The organism is Brachybacterium sp. GU-2 (assembly GCF_030866705.2).
Taxonomy (GTDB): Bacteria; Actinomycetota; Actinomycetes; order Actinomycetales; family Dermabacteraceae; genus Brachybacterium; species Brachybacterium conglomeratum.
This window is the reverse complement of the sequence record NZ_CP133037.2, coordinates 1,194,991-1,212,879: the sequence shown is the minus strand read 5'-3', so window position 1 is coordinate 1,212,879 and position 17,889 is coordinate 1,194,991. Positions and strand designations below refer to the sequence as shown.

Annotated in this window: 16 protein-coding genes; 13 read left to right on the top strand and 3 right to left on the bottom strand. The window is 72.8% G+C overall.

The features are described 5' to 3' along the window. Positions 1 to 49 precede the first annotated feature (49 nt). The 3 genes from RBL05_RS05580 to truB are packed head-to-tail and all read left to right on the top strand — an operon-like array spanning position 50 to position 2,624. Positions 50 to 1,159: a TRM11 family SAM-dependent methyltransferase gene (locus RBL05_RS05580; RefSeq protein ID WP_308740319.1), complete on the top strand. Its 1,110-nt coding sequence runs from the start codon at positions 50 to 52 to the stop codon at positions 1,157 to 1,159. Further along, complete coding sequence (rbfA, locus tag RBL05_RS05575; protein WP_308740320.1) at positions 1,156 to 1,680, top strand: 30S ribosome-binding factor RbfA; 525 nt, start codon at positions 1,156 to 1,158, stop codon at positions 1,678 to 1,680. The genes RBL05_RS05580 and rbfA overlap by 4 nt, the downstream gene beginning before the upstream one ends. Next, positions 1,677 to 2,624, top strand: coding sequence for a tRNA pseudouridine(55) synthase TruB (gene truB / locus RBL05_RS05570; protein ID WP_308740321.1), 948 nt, complete (start codon positions 1,677 to 1,679; stop codon positions 2,622 to 2,624). Before rbfA ends, truB begins: the two co-directional genes overlap by 4 nt. A 115-nt stretch (positions 2,625 to 2,739) precedes the next feature. Here truB and RBL05_RS05565 read toward each other — a convergent pair whose 3' ends face one another. Continuing rightward, a complete protein-coding gene (locus RBL05_RS05565; RefSeq protein WP_308740322.1) occupies positions 2,740 to 4,263 on the bottom strand; it encodes a L,D-transpeptidase family protein in 1,524 nt (507 codons plus the stop codon). A gap of 352 nt (positions 4,264 to 4,615) precedes the next feature. Here RBL05_RS05565 and RBL05_RS05560 point away from each other — a divergent pair, with 352 nt between their 5' ends. From RBL05_RS05560 to RBL05_RS05525, 8 genes are all read left to right on the top strand, one after another. Further along, positions 4,616 to 5,632: a bifunctional riboflavin kinase/FAD synthetase gene (locus RBL05_RS05560; RefSeq protein ID WP_308740323.1), complete on the top strand. Its 1,017-nt coding sequence runs from the start codon at positions 4,616 to 4,618 to the stop codon at positions 5,630 to 5,632. A gap of 154 nt (positions 5,633 to 5,786) precedes the next feature. Continuing rightward, on the top strand, positions 5,787 to 6,056 hold the full coding sequence (rpsO, locus tag RBL05_RS05555; protein WP_070499396.1) for a 30S ribosomal protein S15: 270 nt from the start codon (positions 5,787 to 5,789) through the stop codon (positions 6,054 to 6,056). Positions 6,057 to 6,241: 185 nt separating this feature from the next. Then, positions 6,242 to 8,512, top strand: coding sequence for a polyribonucleotide nucleotidyltransferase (locus tag RBL05_RS05550; RefSeq protein WP_318604312.1), 2,271 nt, complete (start codon positions 6,242 to 6,244; stop codon positions 8,510 to 8,512). A 405-nt stretch (positions 8,513 to 8,917) separates the two neighbouring features. Further along, positions 8,918 to 10,033 (top strand): WD40 repeat domain-containing protein, encoded by a 1,116-nt coding sequence (locus RBL05_RS05545; RefSeq protein ID WP_308740324.1) that lies wholly within the window; start codon positions 8,918 to 8,920, stop codon positions 10,031 to 10,033. 16 nt (positions 10,034 to 10,049) lie between these two features. After that, positions 10,050 to 10,298, top strand: coding sequence for a hypothetical protein (locus tag RBL05_RS05540; protein WP_308740325.1), 249 nt, complete (start codon positions 10,050 to 10,052; stop codon positions 10,296 to 10,298). Between the two features lie 50 nt (positions 10,299 to 10,348). Beyond that, positions 10,349 to 11,680, top strand: a complete 1,332-nt coding sequence (locus RBL05_RS05535; RefSeq protein ID WP_308740326.1) for a M16 family metallopeptidase — start codon at positions 10,349 to 10,351, stop codon at positions 11,678 to 11,680. A gap of 64 nt (positions 11,681 to 11,744) precedes the next feature. Next, entirely contained in the window at positions 11,745 to 12,524 is a 780-nt protein-coding gene (gene dapB / locus RBL05_RS05530) for a 4-hydroxy-tetrahydrodipicolinate reductase (protein WP_308740327.1), read from the top strand. A 20-nt stretch (positions 12,525 to 12,544) separates the two neighbouring features. Beyond that, a complete protein-coding gene (locus tag RBL05_RS05525) occupies positions 12,545 to 12,946 on the top strand; it encodes a hypothetical protein (protein WP_308740328.1) in 402 nt (133 codons plus the stop codon). Positions 12,947 to 13,031: 85 nt separating this feature from the next. On the opposite strand, the gene RBL05_RS05520 is transcribed toward RBL05_RS05525, so the two are convergent. Together RBL05_RS05520 and RBL05_RS05515 are read right to left on the bottom strand one after the other, a co-directional pair. Then, positions 13,032 to 13,346, bottom strand: coding sequence for an AzlD domain-containing protein (locus tag RBL05_RS05520; protein ID WP_010551385.1), 315 nt, complete (start codon positions 13,344 to 13,346; stop codon positions 13,032 to 13,034). Further along, positions 13,322 to 14,125 carry an AzlC family ABC transporter permease gene (locus RBL05_RS05515; RefSeq protein ID WP_318604141.1) on the bottom strand — a complete coding sequence of 268 codons (804 nt, stop codon included), beginning with the start codon at positions 14,123 to 14,125 and terminating at the stop codon, positions 13,322 to 13,324. Before RBL05_RS05515 ends, RBL05_RS05520 begins: the two co-directional genes overlap by 25 nt. A gap of 74 nt (positions 14,126 to 14,199) precedes the next feature. Here RBL05_RS05515 and RBL05_RS05510 point away from each other — a divergent pair, with 74 nt between their 5' ends. Together RBL05_RS05510 and asnB are read left to right on the top strand one after the other, a co-directional pair. Then, a complete protein-coding gene (locus RBL05_RS05510) occupies positions 14,200 to 14,916 on the top strand; it encodes an HAD-IA family hydrolase (RefSeq protein ID WP_308740330.1) in 717 nt (238 codons plus the stop codon). A gap of 164 nt (positions 14,917 to 15,080) precedes the next feature. Beyond that, positions 15,081 to 17,840: an asparagine synthase (glutamine-hydrolyzing) gene (gene asnB, locus RBL05_RS05505; protein ID WP_308740331.1), complete on the top strand. Its 2,760-nt coding sequence runs from the start codon at positions 15,081 to 15,083 to the stop codon at positions 17,838 to 17,840. The last annotated feature ends 49 nt before the right edge of the window (positions 17,841 to 17,889 follow it).

Below are 17,889 nucleotides of genomic sequence, written 5' to 3'. Positions count from 1 at the left end.
CACCCCTTCGCCGGGGTGCCCGGCCGCGCCGGCGGGGGAGGAGACCACGATGAACGAGGTGTCCCTCCTGCTCCGCGCCCCCTCGGCCAATCGCGTCTATGCGCAGGCCGCGGGGGCGCTCTCGCGCGCCGAGGCGCACTGGGTGCTCGGCGCCCATCTCGGCGCGGTTCCCTCTCTGCGGGACCGGGAGGTCGGGGGGATGGCGGGACTCGAGGTGCGCGGCGCGACGGGCGGGTCGCGCTCCGAGGCGCTGCTGGCGATGCTCTCGGGCACCCTCGGCGTGCTCGACGTGCAGCAGGAGGACCCCCAGGATCCGGACCGGCCGCTGCTGCGCCCCCGGCCCCTGCCCGCCGTGCTGCGCCACCCCTCCGACCTCGAGACCACCCTGCGCTACACCGGCAAGACCAACGAGCAGTTCACCGCCCTGCTGGTGAACCTCGCCGCGGCCCTGTCCGCCCGCCGCGCAGGGATCCTCGACGGGACCCTCGACCTGCTCGATCCGCTGTGCGGACGCGGCACCACGCTGAACCGGGCGCTGCGCCTCGGGCTCAGCCCCGTCGGCGCGGAGATCGACCGCAAGGACGTGGAGGCCTACCGGGCGTTCCTCGGCACCTGGCTGCGCACCCACCGCTTCAAGCACACCCTGGAGACCACGCGGCTCACCGTGCACGGCGAGCAGCTGGGCAGCCGGACCGAGGCGGAGCTCGCCCCCGACAAGCAGACCCTGCGCGCCGGCGGAGGGCAGCGCCTGACCCTGCTCGGCTGCGACACCACCCGACTGGGCGAGGTGCTGCCCGGCGGCTCCGTCGACGCGCTGGTCGGGGACCTGCCCTACGGCGTCCAGCACGGCTCCCGCGCGGGCGGCGCCTGGCAGCGCTCCCCGCTCGAGGTGCTGCGCGAGGCGGCGCCCGGCTGGCGCTCGCTGCTGCGCGACGGCGCCGGGGTCGCGCTCGCGGTCAACCGCCGCACCCTCGACCACGCCGAGGCGAGCGCGGTGCTCGCGGGCGCCGGGCTGCGCGTGCTCAGCGCCGACGGCGCCTTCCGCCACCGCGTCGACCAGTCCATCGACCGTGACATCCTGCTCGCGGTCCCCTTCGACCATCCCCGCGCCGAAGAGCTCGCCGCTCTCGGCGCCGACCAGGAGGATCCCATCCCATGAACGACAACCCCCGCGCTCTCAAGCTCGCCGACCGCATCAAGATCATCGTCGCCACCATGCTCGACACCCGGGTCAAGGACCCGCGGCTCGGCTTCGTGACCATCACCGACGTGCGCGTCAGCGGCGACCTCCAGCACGCCACCGTCTTCTACACCGTCTTCGGCACCGACGAGGAGCGCGAGGGCACCGCCGCCGCGCTGCACAGCGCCACCGGCATGCTCCGCCGCGAGGTCGGCCGACAGACCGGCGTGCGCCTGACCCCCACCCTCGAGTTCATCGCCGATGCGGTGCCCGAGAACGCGCGCGTCATCGAGGACCTCCTCAGCGAGGCCCGCGGCCGCGACGCGGAGCTCGCCCGCTCCAAGGAGGGCGCCGCCTACGCCGGCGAGGCCGATCCCTACCGCAAGCCCCGCGACGAGGAGGACGAGGACCTCGACGACGAGGACCTCGACGACGCGGACCTCGACGTCGAAGATCTCGACGACGACGAGGGCACCGCCCCGGGGCACGAGCGGGCGTGACCTCCGCACCCCACGGCATCCTGCTCGTCGACAAGGCCGAGGACCGCACCAGCCACGACGTGGTCGCCCGCGTGCGCTGGCTGCTGGGGACCAAGAAGGTCGGCCACGCCGGCACCCTCGATCCGATGGCCACCGGCCTGCTCGTGCTGGGCGTCGGGCAGGGCACCCGGCTGCTCACCCATCTCGTCGGCCTGGACAAGACCTACCTCGCCACGATCCGGCTGGGCAGCGCCACCACGACCGACGACCGCGAGGGCGAGGCGCTCGGCGAGCGGGTCGACGCCACCGGGATCGAGGACGCCCGTCTCGAGGAGGCCCTCGACGGGCTCCGCGGCGACATCCAGCAGGTCCCCTCGACGGTCAGCGCGATCAAGGTCGACGGGGAGCGCGCCTACGCCCGCGCCCGCGCGGGGGAGGACGTCCAGCTCGCCGCCCGGCCCGTGCGCGTGCCGCGCTTCGAGATCCTCTCCCGCACCGAGCGGGACGGGCACCTCGACCTCGAGGCCGTGGTCGACTGCTCCTCCGGCACCTACGTCCGCGCCCTCGCCCGCGACCTCGGCGCCGCCCTCGGCGTCGGCGGGCACCTCACCGCGCTGCGCCGCACCGCCGTCGGCCCCTTCGCGGTCGAGGACGGGGTGCACGTCCCCGCCCGCGGCGAGGGCGACGACGTGGACCTGCCCCTGCACGGGCTCGGCGAGATCGCCGCGCGCGTGCTGCCGGTCCTGGACGTCTCGGAGGACGAGGCCGCGGCGCTCGGGACGGGGAAGCGGATCCGCTCCGCGCAGGAGCTGCGAGCGCCCTCCCGGCCCCATCCCGCGCACGCCGGCCCGGAGGACACCCCGGTCGCGGCCCTCGATACGGCCGGCCGCCTGGTGGCCGTCCTGCAGCGCGAGGGACGGGACTGGCACCCCCGGCTCGTCGTGCCCGAGGACACCCGCCGCTGAGCCGCCCGAGCTCCCCGCGGGCGAGACCGCCGCACCGGGGCTCGCACGGAGAGAGGGCCCCTCCCGTCACCGGGAGGGGCCCTCTCTCACTGCCGTGCGGGGGAGCGGGGACCGCTCAGCGGTGCACCACCGTCCGCGTGCCAATGCTGGCCCAGTCGTACAGCCACTTCGCATCGGAGACCGGCAGGTTGATGCAGCCGTGCGAGCCGGAGTACCCGAAGGAGGAGCGCCACGGCGCGCCGTGGAACCCGTACCCGTTATGGAAGTACTGCACCCAGGGGACGTCCGGGGTGTAGTAGTACTTCGGATGGTCCTCGTCGTAGTACGGCGCGTTGGTCATGTCCTGACGGTCGTAGCGCAGGTAGATCTCGTAGGTGCCGGTGGGGGTCTCGTTGCCCTCCTTGCCGTCGACCATCGAGCGCGGGCCCCAGACGGGGGTGTCGCCCACGTAGGCGGTGACCGTCTTGTTGGTGAGGTCGACGTCGATCCACTTCTCGCCGGTCGGCTCGGCGGCGGGCTCCTCGTCCTTCGTCTCCTCGTCGTCCGAGGACTTCTCCTCGTCCTTCTCCTCCTCGTCCTTCGGCGCGTCGACCTTGTCGACCTCGGCCTCGAGCTTCTTGGTCTCGAAGGCGGCCTCCAGGGGAGTCGTGCCCTTCAGCGCGGTGATCAGCTCGTCGGCGACGGCGTCGGTGTTGGTGATCTCCAGGCCGTCCTTCTTCTCGGAGACGACCTTGACGACCTCGCCGGCCTCGTCGACCTGCTCGATGCCGTTCTCCGGCTCGACGGCGTCCTCCTCGGCGCGGGTGGCGACCCACTCGCGCACCGCGTCCTCGTCCACCGCGATGGAGAGGTTCTTGCCGGACTCGTCCGGGGTCACGGAGATCCAGTCGCTGCGGCGCTCGGCGGAGACCTCATGGGTCTCGCCGTCGGCGCTGGAGATCGACATGGGCTGCTCGAGCAGCGAGGAGATCGTGCCGACGACCTCCTCGGCCTCCTCGGTGGTGATCGCGGGGGCGATCTGCTCGATCGGCTGCTCCACGGAGAAGCTCTCGAGGGCGGGAGCCTTGGTCTTCACGGCCTCGACGAGGGTCTGCGGGTCCACGCCCTGGCCGTTGCGGCCGGGCTCGACGTTCCAGGCCTGCGCCTCCTCGTCGAAGACGACCTGCGCATCGACCGGGGTGGTCATGTCCTCGGGGACCAGGCCCTTCGCGAACTCGGCCGCGGCGGCCTCGTCCACCTCGACGACGGGCTCGACGGTGTGCTCGCCGGACCAGGTCGAGGAGATGACCGCGGGCAGGGAGTCGTCGCGCTCGAGCGCCGCGGCGGCGGTCGCGGCGGAGTCGACGCTCACGCCGAGGTCCGCCAGCGGCACCTCGAGCTGCTTCTCGCCGGCGGTCACCGAGACCTTCACGGACTCGCCGTGCTCGGTCACCAGGGCGGCGATCTCCTCGGGGCTCTTCCCGGAGACGTCCTGGCCGAGCACCATGGTGCCCGGCAGCGCGCGGCCCTCGAACTGCTTGGCGTAGGCCAGCGCCCCGCCGGTGAGGATCACGGCGAGGACGGCGACGATCGCCACGAGGATCAGCGCGACCCGGCGACGGCTGCGGCCACCCGGGGCCGTATTGGTCACGTTCGTCATGGATCCAGATCCGTTCCCGGCGGCCGTCGTGCCCGCCCTCGGCTTGCGCCGCAGGGCACAGGGGTCCCTCCCCGGCGCCGCCTTCCGTCCGAGACTAACGGAGCGTCCCGCGTACTACCACGATGTCCGGTCCGAGCTTCGTCACAGCTCTGCAACAGCCGAGGTCCAGGTCGCACTCGGGCAGGTGGCCCGGAGCACGCCCCGGGGCGTCGGTGCCGTGGCGACGTCGGATGGCCCCGGCCTGCGAGCGTTACAGTGTCCTCCGGCGAACCCGCCGTCGCAGCCCGCCCGCCGGCGCGGCGGAGCACGGGTGCGCGGACCGCACCCGGCATCGGAAGGACCTGAGCGCGTCGTGACCCGCCTCCCCATCTGGCACTCCGTCCTGGAGGTGCCCGCCGAGCTCGGCGAGACCGCGGTCTCGATCGGGAACTACGACGGCGTCCACCGGGGGCACCGCTTCGTGCTGGACCAGCTGCGCCGCCACGCCGAGGCGCGCTCCCTGAGCCCCGTCGCCCTCACCTTCTGGCCGCATCCGCGCCATGTCATGGGCTCGCCCGAGGCGACGCCGCTGCTGACCGGGCACGAGGACCGCGACCGCCTGCTCCTGCTCGCCGGCCTGCACGGCGTGCTCGACCTCGAGTTCACGCTCGACTTCGCCCAGCACTCCCCGGAGGAGTTCGTGCGGATCTTCCTGGTCGAGGGGCTTCGTGCGAAGTGCGTGGTGCTGGGGGAGGACGCCCTGTTCGGCCGCGCGAACGCGGGGAACATCGACACCATGCGCGAGCTGGGGGAGAAGTACGGCTTCGAGGTAGTCACCGCCCCGGACCTCGGGCCCGAGGGGGCGGGCACCGGCCGGATCTCCTCCTCGGGGATCCGGCGCGACCTGCTCGCCGGTGACGTGCGCGCCGCGAACGAGGCGCTGGGCAGGCTGCACACCGTCACCGACGTGATCCACCACGGCTTCCGCCGCGGCCGCGAGCTCGGCTTCCCCACGGCGAACCTGGGCCCGCGGCCGCAGGGCCTGATCCCGGCCGACGGCGTCTACGCCGGCTATGCGACGGTCACCGCCCAGGACCCCTCGCACGCGGGGGACGAGCCGCTGGCCGGCGCCCCGGCGACGATCTCCATCGGCACCAACCCCACCTTCGAGGTCGACGGCGCGCCCCGCCGCACCGTCGAGGCGTACGTGCTGGGCGACCACGACCTCCATCTCTACGGCGACACCGTGCGCCTGGAGTTCGTCGAGTTCCAGCGCCCCACGCTGAAGTTCGACTCGATCGACGCGCTCGTGGAGCAGATGGCCGAGGACGTCGAGGTGACCCGCCGCACTCTCGAGGCGGAGCGCTCCCGGAGCGACCTGGGCTCCTGATATCCTTCCCGAGCCGTCACACCGGCCGCGGAGAGCGATCCCGCCCCCAGCCAACGCCCACCCGCAGGGGTGAGGTGCGCTCGGGGGCCGCTCGTCGGAAGAGCCCGGGGCAGAAGGCCCCGGCGCGCCGCGCAACGACCTGAGGAGAACCAGTATGGCCTTCGATTCCGCCACCAAGCAGGCGATCATCTCGGAGTACGCGACCGGCGAGGGCGACACCGGTTCGCCCGAGGTCCAGATCGCGCTGCTCACCCACCGCATCACCTACCTGACCGAGCACCTCAAGACCCACAAGCACGATCACCACACGCGCCGTGGTCTGATGCTGCTGGTCGGTCAGCGCAAGCGCCTCCTGAAGTACCTCCAGGAGAACGACATCGAGCGTTACCGTGCGCTGATCAAGCGCCTCGGCATCCGCCGTTGATCCCCTCCGCCGCTCGCCCCCAGGGCGGGCGGCGGTGTCGTATGTCCGCCCCGACCAGGTTCGGTCCTCGGCAGTGGCCTGCGGATCGGGCGACCGGAGACCCCGGTCCCGCCCGGGCGCCGCGGGTGACTGACGAAGGCCGCACCGGCAGGGGCACCCCTCAACCAAGGAGATCCCCCATGGCCATGGAAGGCCCTGACATCACCGCCACCACCGCCGTCATCGACAACGGCGCCTACGGCCGTCGCGAGATCCGCTTCGAGACCGGCCGCCTCGCCCAGCAGGCCGCCGGTGCCGTGTCCGTCTACCTCGACGACGACACCATGGTGTTCTCGGCGACCGCGGTGTCGAACAAGCCGAAGGAGCACTTCGACTTCTTCCCCCTCACCATCGACGTCGAGGAGCGGATGTACGCCGCGGGCCGCATCCCCGGCTCGTTCTTCCGTCGCGAGGGCCGCCCGGGCACCGATGCGATCCTCGCCGCCCGCCTCACCGACCGCCCGCTGCGCCCCGCCTTCGTCAAGGGCCTGCGCAACGAGGTCCAGGTCGTGCTGACCGTCATGGCCTGCAACCCCGAGGACGCCTACGACGTCGTCGGCATCAACGGCGCCTCCGCGTCCACCCAGATCTCCGGTCTGCCCTTCTCGGGCCCGATCGGCGGCGTGCGCATCGCGCTCATGCCCGACGCGCAGGGCGGCGGCCAGTGGGTCGCGTTCCCGACCTTCGCGCAGCTGGACGAGGCCGTCTTCTCGATGGTCGTCGCCGGTCGCATCGTCGAGGACGATGTGGCGATCATGATGGTCGAGGCCGAGGCCACCGACAACTCCTGGACGCTCATCAAGGAGCAGGGCGCGATCGCTCCGACGGAGTCCGTCGTCGCCGAGGGCCTCGAGGCCGCCAAGGTCTTCATCCGCAGCCTGTGCGTGGCGCAGCAGGAGCTCGCCGCGAAGGCCGCGAAGCCCGTGCGCGAGTTCCCGCTCTTCCTGGACTACCAGGAGGACGCCTACGGCATCGTCGAGGCCGCCGCGACCGAGCGTCTGGCCGAGGTCATGTCCATCGCCGCGAAGACCGAGCGCGAGGAGCGCACCGAGCAGCTGCTCGGCGAGGTCACCGCCGAGCTCGCCGCCGAGGGCGCGCAGCTCGAGGGTCGCGAGTCCGAGGTCTCCGGCGCCTTCCGCGCGCTGACCAAGCAGGTCGTGCGCAAGAAGGTCCTCACCGAGGGCGTCCGCATCGACGGCCGCGGCCTGCGCGACATCCGCGCTCTCTCCGCCGAGGTCGAGGTGCTCCCGCGCGTGCACGGCTCGGCGCTGTTCCAGCGCGGCGAGACCCAGATCCTGGGCGTCTCCACGCTGAACATGCTCAAGATGGAGCAGCAGATCGACTCCCTCGGGCCCGTCGACCGCAAGCGCTACATCCACCACTACAACTTCCCGCCGTACTCCACCGGCGAGACCGGCCGCGTCGGCTCCCCGAAGCGCCGCGAGGTGGGCCACGGCATGCTCGCCGAGCGCGCCATCGTGCCGGTGCTGCCCAGCCGCGAGGAGTTCCCCTACGCGATCCGTCAGGTGTCCGAGGCCCTCGGCTCCAACGGCTCGACCTCGATGGGCTCCGTCTGCGCCTCGACCCTCTCGCTGCTGAACGCCGGCGTGCCGCTGCGCGCCCCGGTCGCCGGCATCGCGATGGGACTGATCTCCGACACGGTGGACGGCGAGACCCGCTACGCGGCCCTCACCGACATCCTCGGGGCCGAGGACGCCTTCGGCGACATGGACTTCAAGGTCGCCGGCACCTCCGAGTTCGTCACCGCCATCCAGCTCGACACCAAGCTCGACGGCCTGCCCGCCTCGGTGCTCACCGGCGCCCTGTCGCAGGCCCACGAGGCGCGTCTGGCGATCCTCTCGGTGCTGGGCGAGGCGATCGACGCGCCCGATGAGATGAGCCCGCACGCCCCGCGCGTGCTCGCGGTGACCATCCCTGTCGACAAGATCGGTGCGGTCATCGGGCCGAAGGGACAGATGATCAACCAGATCCAGGACGACACCGGCGCCGACATCACCATCGAGGACGACGGCACCGTCTACATCGGCGCGACCGACGGCCCCTCGGCCGAGGCGGCCCGCTCCGCGGTCAACGCCATCGCCAACCCGATGGTGCCCGAGGTCGGCGAGCGCTACCTCGGCACCGTCGTGCGCGTGGTCGACTTCGGCGCCTTCGTCTCGCTCACCCCGGGCAAGGACGGCCTGCTCCACGTCACCCAGCTGCGCAAGCTCAACGGCGGCAAGCGGGTCGAGAACGTCGAGGACGTCGCCAAGGTCGGCCAGAAGATCGAGGTGGAGATCCGCGAGATCGACAACCGCGGCAAGATCTCCCTCGCCGTGATCGAGGACGAGTCCGAGTCTGCCGAGGCTGTCGAGTCGCAGGCGACCGTCGCCGCCGAGGAGACCACCGCCGAGTGATCCCGTCGCTCACCCGCTGAGCGCTCGTGCGAGGGCGGCACCCCACTCGGGGTGCCGCCCTCGCACCGTTCCCGGCCCCGCCATGAGCCGGTCCATGCGCATCATGCGCCAGCCGTCCACAGGCGACGAGCCGTGCTTGGGTGGGGCCGGTGCCGTCGCATAAGGTGATCGCGGTGAGCCCGATCACGGGAGTCCGGGCGCCGGGGGCGGCGAGGAACGGCACGCTGAGGATGGACACCGAGGAGGTCCTGCGGTGCTCCGATGCCGGCCGGCGCGCGGAGGGGACGCTACGGGCACGGATCGACCAGGTGGATCGTACGATCTCGGGGCTGGACGCGTCAGTCGTTCCAGGAGCGACGCGGCGGCCCCATGACGCAGCGATGCCGGTGTCCCGGTGAGCCAGGGATGAGCGAGACCACCCGACGAGCCCTGCTGGGGGCCGGGCTCCTCCTCGGGGCAGGGACGCTCAGTGGCTGCGGCGGGCCCCCGGACAGCATCTGCCTGGAGGGTGATCAGCCGGTCGAGTCCGGAGCAGGGCTCTCCCTCCCCTCGCTCGGAGCGGAGACCCACCTTCGCAACGAGCCGCAGCTCGGACTCCTCGGCCTTGCCGTGTCACCGGACGGTGCTCGCGTCGCCGCCCATGAGTGGTGGCACCGGCAGGCGCTGTCGGAGAGCGAGACGGCCGGCACGACGATCTGGGACACCGCCACCGGGGAGATCGTCGCCCGCTTCGACGACACCATGACCGGGGCCATCGTCTGGCATCCTCAGGAGGACCTGATCGCGACGGCCGGAGAGCTCGCGATCCACCTGGCGCGACCCGATGGTGAGGTGCTGTGGACACTCGGCGGCCATGAGGAGTCCGATTCCCGACGCTCCCGGGTCATCCGGGATCTCGCCTTCAGCCCTGATGGCGACCAGCTCGCCTCCCTGAGCACGGACGGGACGATCCGGCTCTGGTCGCTCGCCGGGGGCACATGCGCGACCCAGCCGGTCCTGCGCGTCTCGTACGGGACCCCGATGGCCCTCGCCTACTCGCGGGACGGCTCGCAGATCGCCGTCGCTGTCCAGGGACGCGGCGCCGAGCACTGGAATGCCCGCACCGGCGAGAGGGCCATGGCCCTGGAGGGCTGCTCGCAGGATGCGGTGGGGATCGCCGCCGACGACCAGGGACGCTTCGTCCTGGGCATCGCCGAGGAGGCCCGGCTCCAGCCGGCTTCCCCCGACTCCGGATGCGGCAGGGACGTCGAATCGGGAATCCCCGTGCCCGAGTACCTCGCCGTGGGGCCGGACGGTCGCCTCGCCGTTTCCGGCGGAGAGTCCGAGGCTCTCGAGATCTGGAGCGCCGGCCTCGCGGGACACGAGCGCATCGACCTGCCGAAGTCCGTCCCCGACATCGGAGCCCCCGGGGAGCTGGGACGCACCGCATGGGCCCCCGACGGCACCCTCTATGCCGTGACCCGATGGTGGGGCGTGATCAAGTGGGACGGCCAGGAGTGGTCGCCGCTGGAGATGCCGTGAGGCGGCCGGCGGGCAGGTGGACGCAGAGCAGGTGCGGCTCGCGCTCGCCGGTCTGCGTGCCAGCGGGACCGGGAGCGCGGAGGATCCGAGAGCGGTGCTCGGCGTGCAGGACGAGTACGACCTGCTGGAGAGCGCTGGGCGCACCGTGCGCGCCCAGCAGCTGTCCCGGACCTCCGACGCGGTGTTCGACGTGGTCACCCTCGACGACGGCGCGCGGATGTGGTTCGAGCTGCTGTGGGAGCGCCCTCCTCCCGGCCAGGAGTGAGGTGAGCGAGGTCTCTCGGAGCGGCGCGCCACCCGTGGAACAATCGAGCGATGCCTTCCGACCTCCTCTACGACGATCCTGCCTCCGACGTCATCCTCGACGCCGCGACCGGCGTGCGGCGCAGCATCCTGCCCGGCGGGGTGCGGCTGCTCACCCAGACCGACCGCAGCGTGCGCAGCGCGAGCATCGGGCTGTGGCTGCCGGTCGGCTCCCGCGACGAGGCCCCCGCCCATGCGGGATCGACCCATGTGCTCGAGCACCTGCTGTTCAAGGGCACCCGGCGCCGCAGCGCGATGGACATCGCCACAGCCTTCGACGAGGTGGGCGGCGACTCCAACGCCGTCACCGCCAAGGAGCACACCCTCTACTACGGTCGGGTGCGCTCGGCCGACGTGCCGATGGCCGTGGACGTCCTCACCGACATGATCACCTCCTCCGTCCTCGAGCAGGACGCCCTGGCCACCGAGCGCGAGGTCATCCTCGAGGAGCTTGCCATGGCGGAGGACGACCCGGGCGACATCGGCTACGAGACCTTCCTCGCCCAGGTGCTGGGCCCCGACACGGCGCTCGGCCGTCCCGTCGGCGGCACCGCCGCGAGCGTCGAGGCGCTCACCATCGAGGACGTCCGCGCCCACTACCGCGAGCACTACCGGCCGGACAACCTCGTGGTCACCGCCGTCGGCGACATCGACCACGACGAGCTGGCCGGCCTCCTGGCCGCCGGCCTGCGCCGCGGCGGCTGGAGCCTGGACGAGGGGGCGCTGCCCTCCCGCGGCCGGCGCGCCGCGACCGTCGTGCCGAGCGACGGGACCGCCGCCGACGTCGGCGCGCTCGCCCCGCACCGACTCGCCCGCCCCACCGAGCAGAACCACATCTACCTCGGCGGACAGGGCCTCACCGCGCTCAGCGAGGACCGCCACACCCTCTCGGTGCTGATGTCCGTGCTCGGCGGCGGCATGTCCTCGCGCCTGTTCCAGTCCGTCCGCGAGGAGCGGGGGCTGGCCTACACCGTCTACTCCTTCAGCGCCGGCTACCGCGATGCGGGACTGTTCGGCATGTACGCCGCCTGCCGTCCCGGCCGCACGGGCCAGGTCGTCGAGCTGCTGGCCGAGGAGCTCGGCCGCATGGGCGAGACGGGCGTCGACGAGCTCGAGCTGATCCGGGCGAAGGGCCAGATCACCGGCTCCTTCGCACTCGGCCTCGAGGACACCAGCTCCCGGATGGGCCGCCTCGGCACGATCGAGCTGGTCCACGGCCGCTACACCAGCGTCGACGAGACCCTCGCCCGCATCGGGAAGGTCGACGTCGCCGACGTGCGGGACCTCGCCGCGCGCCTGTCCCGCTCGTACAGCACCCGGGTCGAGGTCGGCCCCGAGAGCTGATCCCACCTCGCGGACCCTCCCCGTTCCCGCCCCTCCGCCCACCGCCACGACCCCAGGAGCCGCCATGACCCCCGCATCCACCTCGTCCTCCGCACGCCCCACCCGCGTCGCCGTGCTCGGCGCCGCCGGCCGCATGGGCGCCGCCGCCTGTCGTGCCGTCGAGGACGCCGACGACCTCGAGCTCGTCGCCCGGATCGGCCGCGGCGACGAACTGAACGCCGTGGCCGAGGCCGGGGCCGAGGTCGCGATCGACCTCACCGTCCCCTCCGCCACCGCCGACAACGTCGCCTGGCTGATCGACCACGGCATCCACGCCGTGGTCGGCACCACCGGCTGGAGCGAGGAGTCGCTCGAGGCGCTGCGGGAGCGGCTCGCGGGCGCCGAGGGCGTGGGCGTGCTGATCGCCCCGAACTTCGCGATCGGCGCCGTGCTCGCCATGCGCTTCGCCGAGGTCGCCGCGCGCTACTACGACAGCGCCGAGATCATCGAGATGCACCACGAGAACAAGCTCGACGCCCCCTCCGGCACCGCCCGCCACACCGCCGCCGCGATCGCCCGCGGCCGGGCCGCGGCGGGTCTCGGCCCGGTCCCGGACGCCACCGAGAAGGACCCGGACGGCGCCCGCGGCGCGGTCGTCGACGGCATCCACGTCCACGCGGTGCGCCAGCGGGGCCTCGTCGCCCACGAGGTCGTGCAGTTCGGCGGGGTGGGAGAGCAGTTCGTGCTGCGCCACGACTCCTTCGATCGCATCAGCTTCATGCCCGGCGTGCTGCTGGGCGTGCGCGAGGTCGCCTCGCACCCGGGCCTCACCGTGGGCCTGGACGGCTACATGGACCTCGGCTGAGGCCCGGGACGGGGACAGGGATGCGAGAGAAGCTGATGGTCACAGGGCTCGTTCTGGTCACTGCGGCCTATGCGTGGGGCCTGGGCTGGATCGCCTGGGGCTTCGTGCGCGCCGGGGGAGGGCTCGGGTACGGGCTGGCCATCGGCATCGTGGTGCTGCTGGTGCTGACCGTGTGGGTGACCTGGCGCGAGGTGCTCTTCGGCATGGCCGCCGGCGACCTCTCCGCCCGGTACGAGCCCCCGGCCGACGCCGAGGGGGAGGACCCCCGGGCCGAGTTCGAGGCCGCGCGCACCGCGGTCCAGGACGGCGGCGAGGGGGAGTGGAGCGCCTGGTTCCGCCTCGCCCTGGCCTACGACGCGCTGCGCGACCGCAAGGGAGCGCGCATGGCGACCCGTCGCGCGATCGAGGCCGCGCGCCGCTGACCCGTCGGGCGTCCTCGCGCCGGGAGCCCGGGCGAGCGCGATGGCGAGCGGTGCGTCGAGCGGCGCGACGAGCAGGACGCCGCGCTCAGGCCCAGCCGAGCGCCCGCAGCGCGGCCGCCGCCGCGGCGGCGCCGACCACGACCACCAGGAACGGCGCCCGCACCAGCAGCAGCACCACCGCGACGCCCAGCCCGGCCAGCCGCGCGTCCAGCACGACCTCCGTCCCGTCGGCCGCGGTCTGGGTCGCCACCAGCGCCCCCAGCAGCGCGATCGGCAGCAGGCGCGTGATCCGCGCGATCCGGGGGCGCTCGAGCACGTCCTGCGGCGCCTGGTAGCCGATCCACTTCTGCACGAAGGACAGCACCGACGCGGCGATCACCGCGATCCACAGCAGGCTGATCGCCGCTCCTCCTCGTCCGTCGCGGGCTCGTCGTCCGACGCACCGACCTCGGGCGCTGCGTGCCCCGTCGCCCCGCGACGGGACGGCAGCAGACCGGCCACCACCGCGACCAGCGCCGCGGCGAGCACCGGCAGCCCGGCGGGAAGCACCGGCGTGGTCAGCAGCGCCACGAACGCTGCGGCCACCGCGATCGCGACCGCGTCCCCGCTGCGCAGCCGCGGCCACAGCAGCGCGATGAACGCCCCGGCCGCGGCGGCGTCGAGCCCCCAGGCCGCGGGATCGGCGATGTGCTGACCGGCCAGCGCGCCCGCGAGGGTGAACAGGTTCCAGAAGACGTACACCCACACCCCGGCGGACCAGAACCCCGCCCGACGCTCCGCCTCGGTCGTGCCCGTCGCCGCCAGCGCCGCGGACTCGTCGATCGTCAGCTGCGCGCGGGCCGCGCCCCTCGCCCCGCCGCGCGGCAGGGAGGGGGCGAGGATCAGCCCGTACAGCGTGTTGCGGATCCCCAGCAGCAGCGAGGCGAGCGCCGCGCCGAGGGCGGAGCCGCCCCCGCCCACCACGCCCACGAAGGCGAACTGGCTGCCGCCGGTGAACATCACCGCGGAGAGCACCATCGCCTGCCACACATCGAGCCCCGAAGCGGTCGCGAGCGCGCCGAAGCTGATCCCGTACAGCCCCGTCGCCAGACCGATCGAGAAGCCGGTGCGACGGATCGAGCGCAGCCGCGCATCGGGGGCGTGGTGGCGCGGCGACGAGGCGGGGACGGCGGCGGTCATGATGCTGGACACTCTACGATCACCTGCACCGACATCCACCGCGCGTCCGACAGGGGATATGAGATTCTGACGGCATGACGGACTCCCAGGATCCCGCTTCCGACACCGCCCTGCCGCTGCGCACCGGCGCCCTCCTGCTGGACATGGACGGGACCCTGATCGACTCGGGCCCCGCCGTCGAGCGGTCCTGGAACACGCTCCTGCGCGAGCTGGGCACCGACCTCCGGTTCGGCCACGCCCATCACGGCATGCCCGCCCGCCGCATCCTCGCCCAGATCCTGCCCGAGGCGAGCGAGGCCGAGCTCGACGCGGCCCACCGCCGCATCGAGGAGCTCGAGATGCAGGACGTGGAGGGGATCGTCGTCCTGCCCGGCACCGAGCGGCTGCTCGCCGAGCTCGATGCCGCCGCCGAGACCCTGGGCCGCGCGAGCTGGACCATCGTCACCTCCTGCACCCGGCCCCTGTTCGAGGCCCGCTGGTCCCGCACCGGGCTGCCCGTGCCCGACGGGCTGGTCACCGCGGACCAGGTCACCCACGGCAAGCCCGATCCGGAGCCGTACCTCCTGGGCGCCGAGCGGGTCGGGGTCGAGCCCTCCCGCACCGTCGTCCTCGAGGACTCCGTCGGCGGGCTCCGCGCCGGGATCGCCGCTGGGGCTCGCACCGTCGCCGTGACCACGACCACCCCCGCCGGGGAGCTGTCCCCGCTCGCGGACGCCCTGGTCACCTCGCTGGACGACCTCGAGGTCCGCGTCGAGGGCGAGGACCTCGTCCTCGCCCGCCGCGGAAGCTGACCGTCGCGCCGCGCCTGCTCCGTCGGCCGCGGCCCCGTTGATACCCTTGGGCGGCCCGACCGGTCCGTCCCGCGCCCTGCGGACGACGTCCCCGACGTCGCCGCCCCACGGCGGCGAGCGTCCGGACCGAGGGCGCAGCCGTCCCCCTCGAAAGGACTCGCCCCATGTGCGGAATCGCCGGCACCTACGGATACGGCGCTGACACCGAGCGGATCGCCCGCCGGATGAGCGGCGCCCTGGCCCACCGCGGTCCCGACGGCGAGGGCCTCTTCGTCGACGGCGAGGCCGGGCTGGCCCACCGGCGCCTGGCCATCATCGACCGCGAGCACGGCGCCCAGCCGATGACCACCGCCGACGGCCGCTACACCATCGTCTACAACGGCGAGACCTACAACTACCTCGAGCTGCGCGCCGAGCTCGAGCAGCTCGGCCACATCTTCCGCACCGACTCGGACACCGAGGTGCTGCTGGAGGCGCACGCCGAGTGGGGCACCGCCGCCTATGACCGCTTCAACGGCATGTTCGCCTTCGCGATCCACGACGCGACCACCGGCACCGTCACCCTCGCCCGCGACCACTTCGGCATCAAGCCGCTCTACTACCGCCTGGACCCCGCCTCCGAGGCCGGTGGGGCGCCGAAGGTCGTCTTCGGCTCGGAGATCCGCTCGCTGCTCGCCTCCGGCACCTTCGAGGCCGCGCCGGACGACCGCGCCGTCTACCGCTACCTGAAGTTCCGCGTCCAGGACGACGACTCCCGCACCTTCTTCGCCGGCGTGAACCGCCTGATGTCCGGCGAGGTGCTCGAGATCCGTCCCGACGGCACCGAGGTGCGCTCCTTCACCCGGCTGAAGGAGGAGCTGCGCGAGATCGCCGCCCGCCCCAGCCGTCCCTACGACCAGTCGGTCGTGGACGAGTACCGCGAGCGCTTCCAGGACTCCGTGCGGATGCGCCTGCAGTCGGAAGTCCCCGTCGGCACCTCCCTCTCCGGCGGGCTGGACTCCTCCGCCGTCGCCGCCGTGATCGCGCGCCAGCTGCGCGAGCAGCCCGAGGACGCGGGCTACGAGGCGGTCGGCTCCCGCCAGAACACCTTCTCCGCCGTCTTCCCGAACTCCTCCAACGACGAGGAGCGCTACGTCGACGCGCTGCTGGACGAGAACCGCGGCCAGATCACGGCCCACAAGATCCACCCGCAGCCCGAGGCGTTCCTCGAGGACCTCCACGACTTCGTGCGCACCCAGGAGGAGCCGATCATCTCGACCGGCCCCTACGCGCAGTACGCCGTGATGCGCGAGGCCAGCCAGCACATCACCGTGCTCCTGGACGGGCAGGGCGCCGACGAGATGATGGCCGGGTACAACCCGTACTTCTACGTCTACCTGCGCCAGCTGCGCCGCCAGAAGCGGTTCAAGGAGCTCGCCTCCGAGGTCGTCGGCTCCCGCGACATCCTCCGCAAGCTCGCCCGCACCAAGTTCTCCGGCCGCACCTCCGTGCCGATGGAGGCGCTGCTGAACTCCGGCTTCGTCGCCGAGCACAGCGGCGAGAAGGTCACCTCGGTCCAGGACGACCTCAAGGAGCGCCTGCTCGAGGACACCTTCCGCTCCTCCCTGCCCTCGCTGCTGCGCTACGAGGACAAGAACACGATGCGCTTCAGCATCGAGGGGCGCGTCCCCTTCGTCGACAAGGAGCTGCTGAAGTTCCTGTTCTCCCTCGACGAGTCCGCGATCATCCACGACGGCTGGAACAAGCGGATCCTGCGCGAGGCGATGGACGGGATCCTCCCCGACATGATCTCCAAGCGCCGCAACAAGATCGGCTTCACCACCCCCGAGGGGGAGTGGTTCCGCTCGATCGCGCCGCAGCTGCGGGACGTCTTCGCCTCCGCATCCTTCGCCTCCCGACCCTACTTCGACGCGCCGAGCGTGCTCGCGCTGTTCGACGACTACATCGCCCATCCGGAGAACCACGGCACGCTGATGTTCTGGCGCCTGCTGAACGTCGAGCTGTGGATGCGCATCTTCTTCGACGACGCCGAGGGCGCCACCCGCGCGCTCGGCGGCTCGGCCGACGAGGCCGCGCTCGCCGCCGCCCCGGCCCCCGCCGCCGTCGCCGCAGAGCCCGCGGCCGAGGAGGAGGTCGTGCCCAAGAGCGACTACGTCGCCAACGAGGGCAAGCAGCTCGACCTCGTCTCCGAGGCCGACGGCCGCACCTGGCGCCGCCTGCCGCTGCAGACGCAGCTCGTCGCCCGCGGCGACGACATCGAGCGGATCGCCCGCGAGCGGGTCGAGGCCTTCGCCGCGTCCCTGCCGGGCGGCGTCGTCCCCGACGGTGCGCCCTGGTACTTCGTGATCAGCGAGAAGATCATCGCGATCACGCAGGGCCGCTCCTGGTTCACCTGGGAGATCAGGCCCCGCCGCTCCGCCAAGGTGCTCAGCCGCTTCGTCTCCCGCACCCCGGCCGGCATCGGCCTGGGCGACCCGACCACGATGGAGCTCGCGATCCGCGAGGTGGGGCTCCCGCGCGTCGTCGCCGCCTCCGCCGTCGGCGCCGCGGGAAAGGTCGTCGGCAGGCGTGGTCTGTTCTACGAGGTCGTCGGCGCGAACGTGCGCGCGATCGACGGGCCCACCCCGTACTCCGCCTTCCCCTCGAACGTCTCCGCGAAGCTCCCGCCCAAGGACCCGGACGCGGTCGCCGCGCGGATCTCCGCCGCGATCCGCGGCGCGGAGATCCCCGCCGCGCTGCGCGACAGCTTCGTCGGCACGGTCGTGATGGACGCCAACGACATCGGCCGCAACGTGCTGGGCTCGGACGTGCCCACCACGAACGAGGTGCTCGAGGCGACCTTCGCCGACAACCCCCTCGGCCAGGGCCGCCAGCGCACGCCGCTGGCGATCCTCGTCGACCTCGGCGGCGCGGACCGGCGCTGAGGAGCTCGCGGCGGCGGGCCCTCGCCCCGCCGCCGCCCGCCCCGCCGCC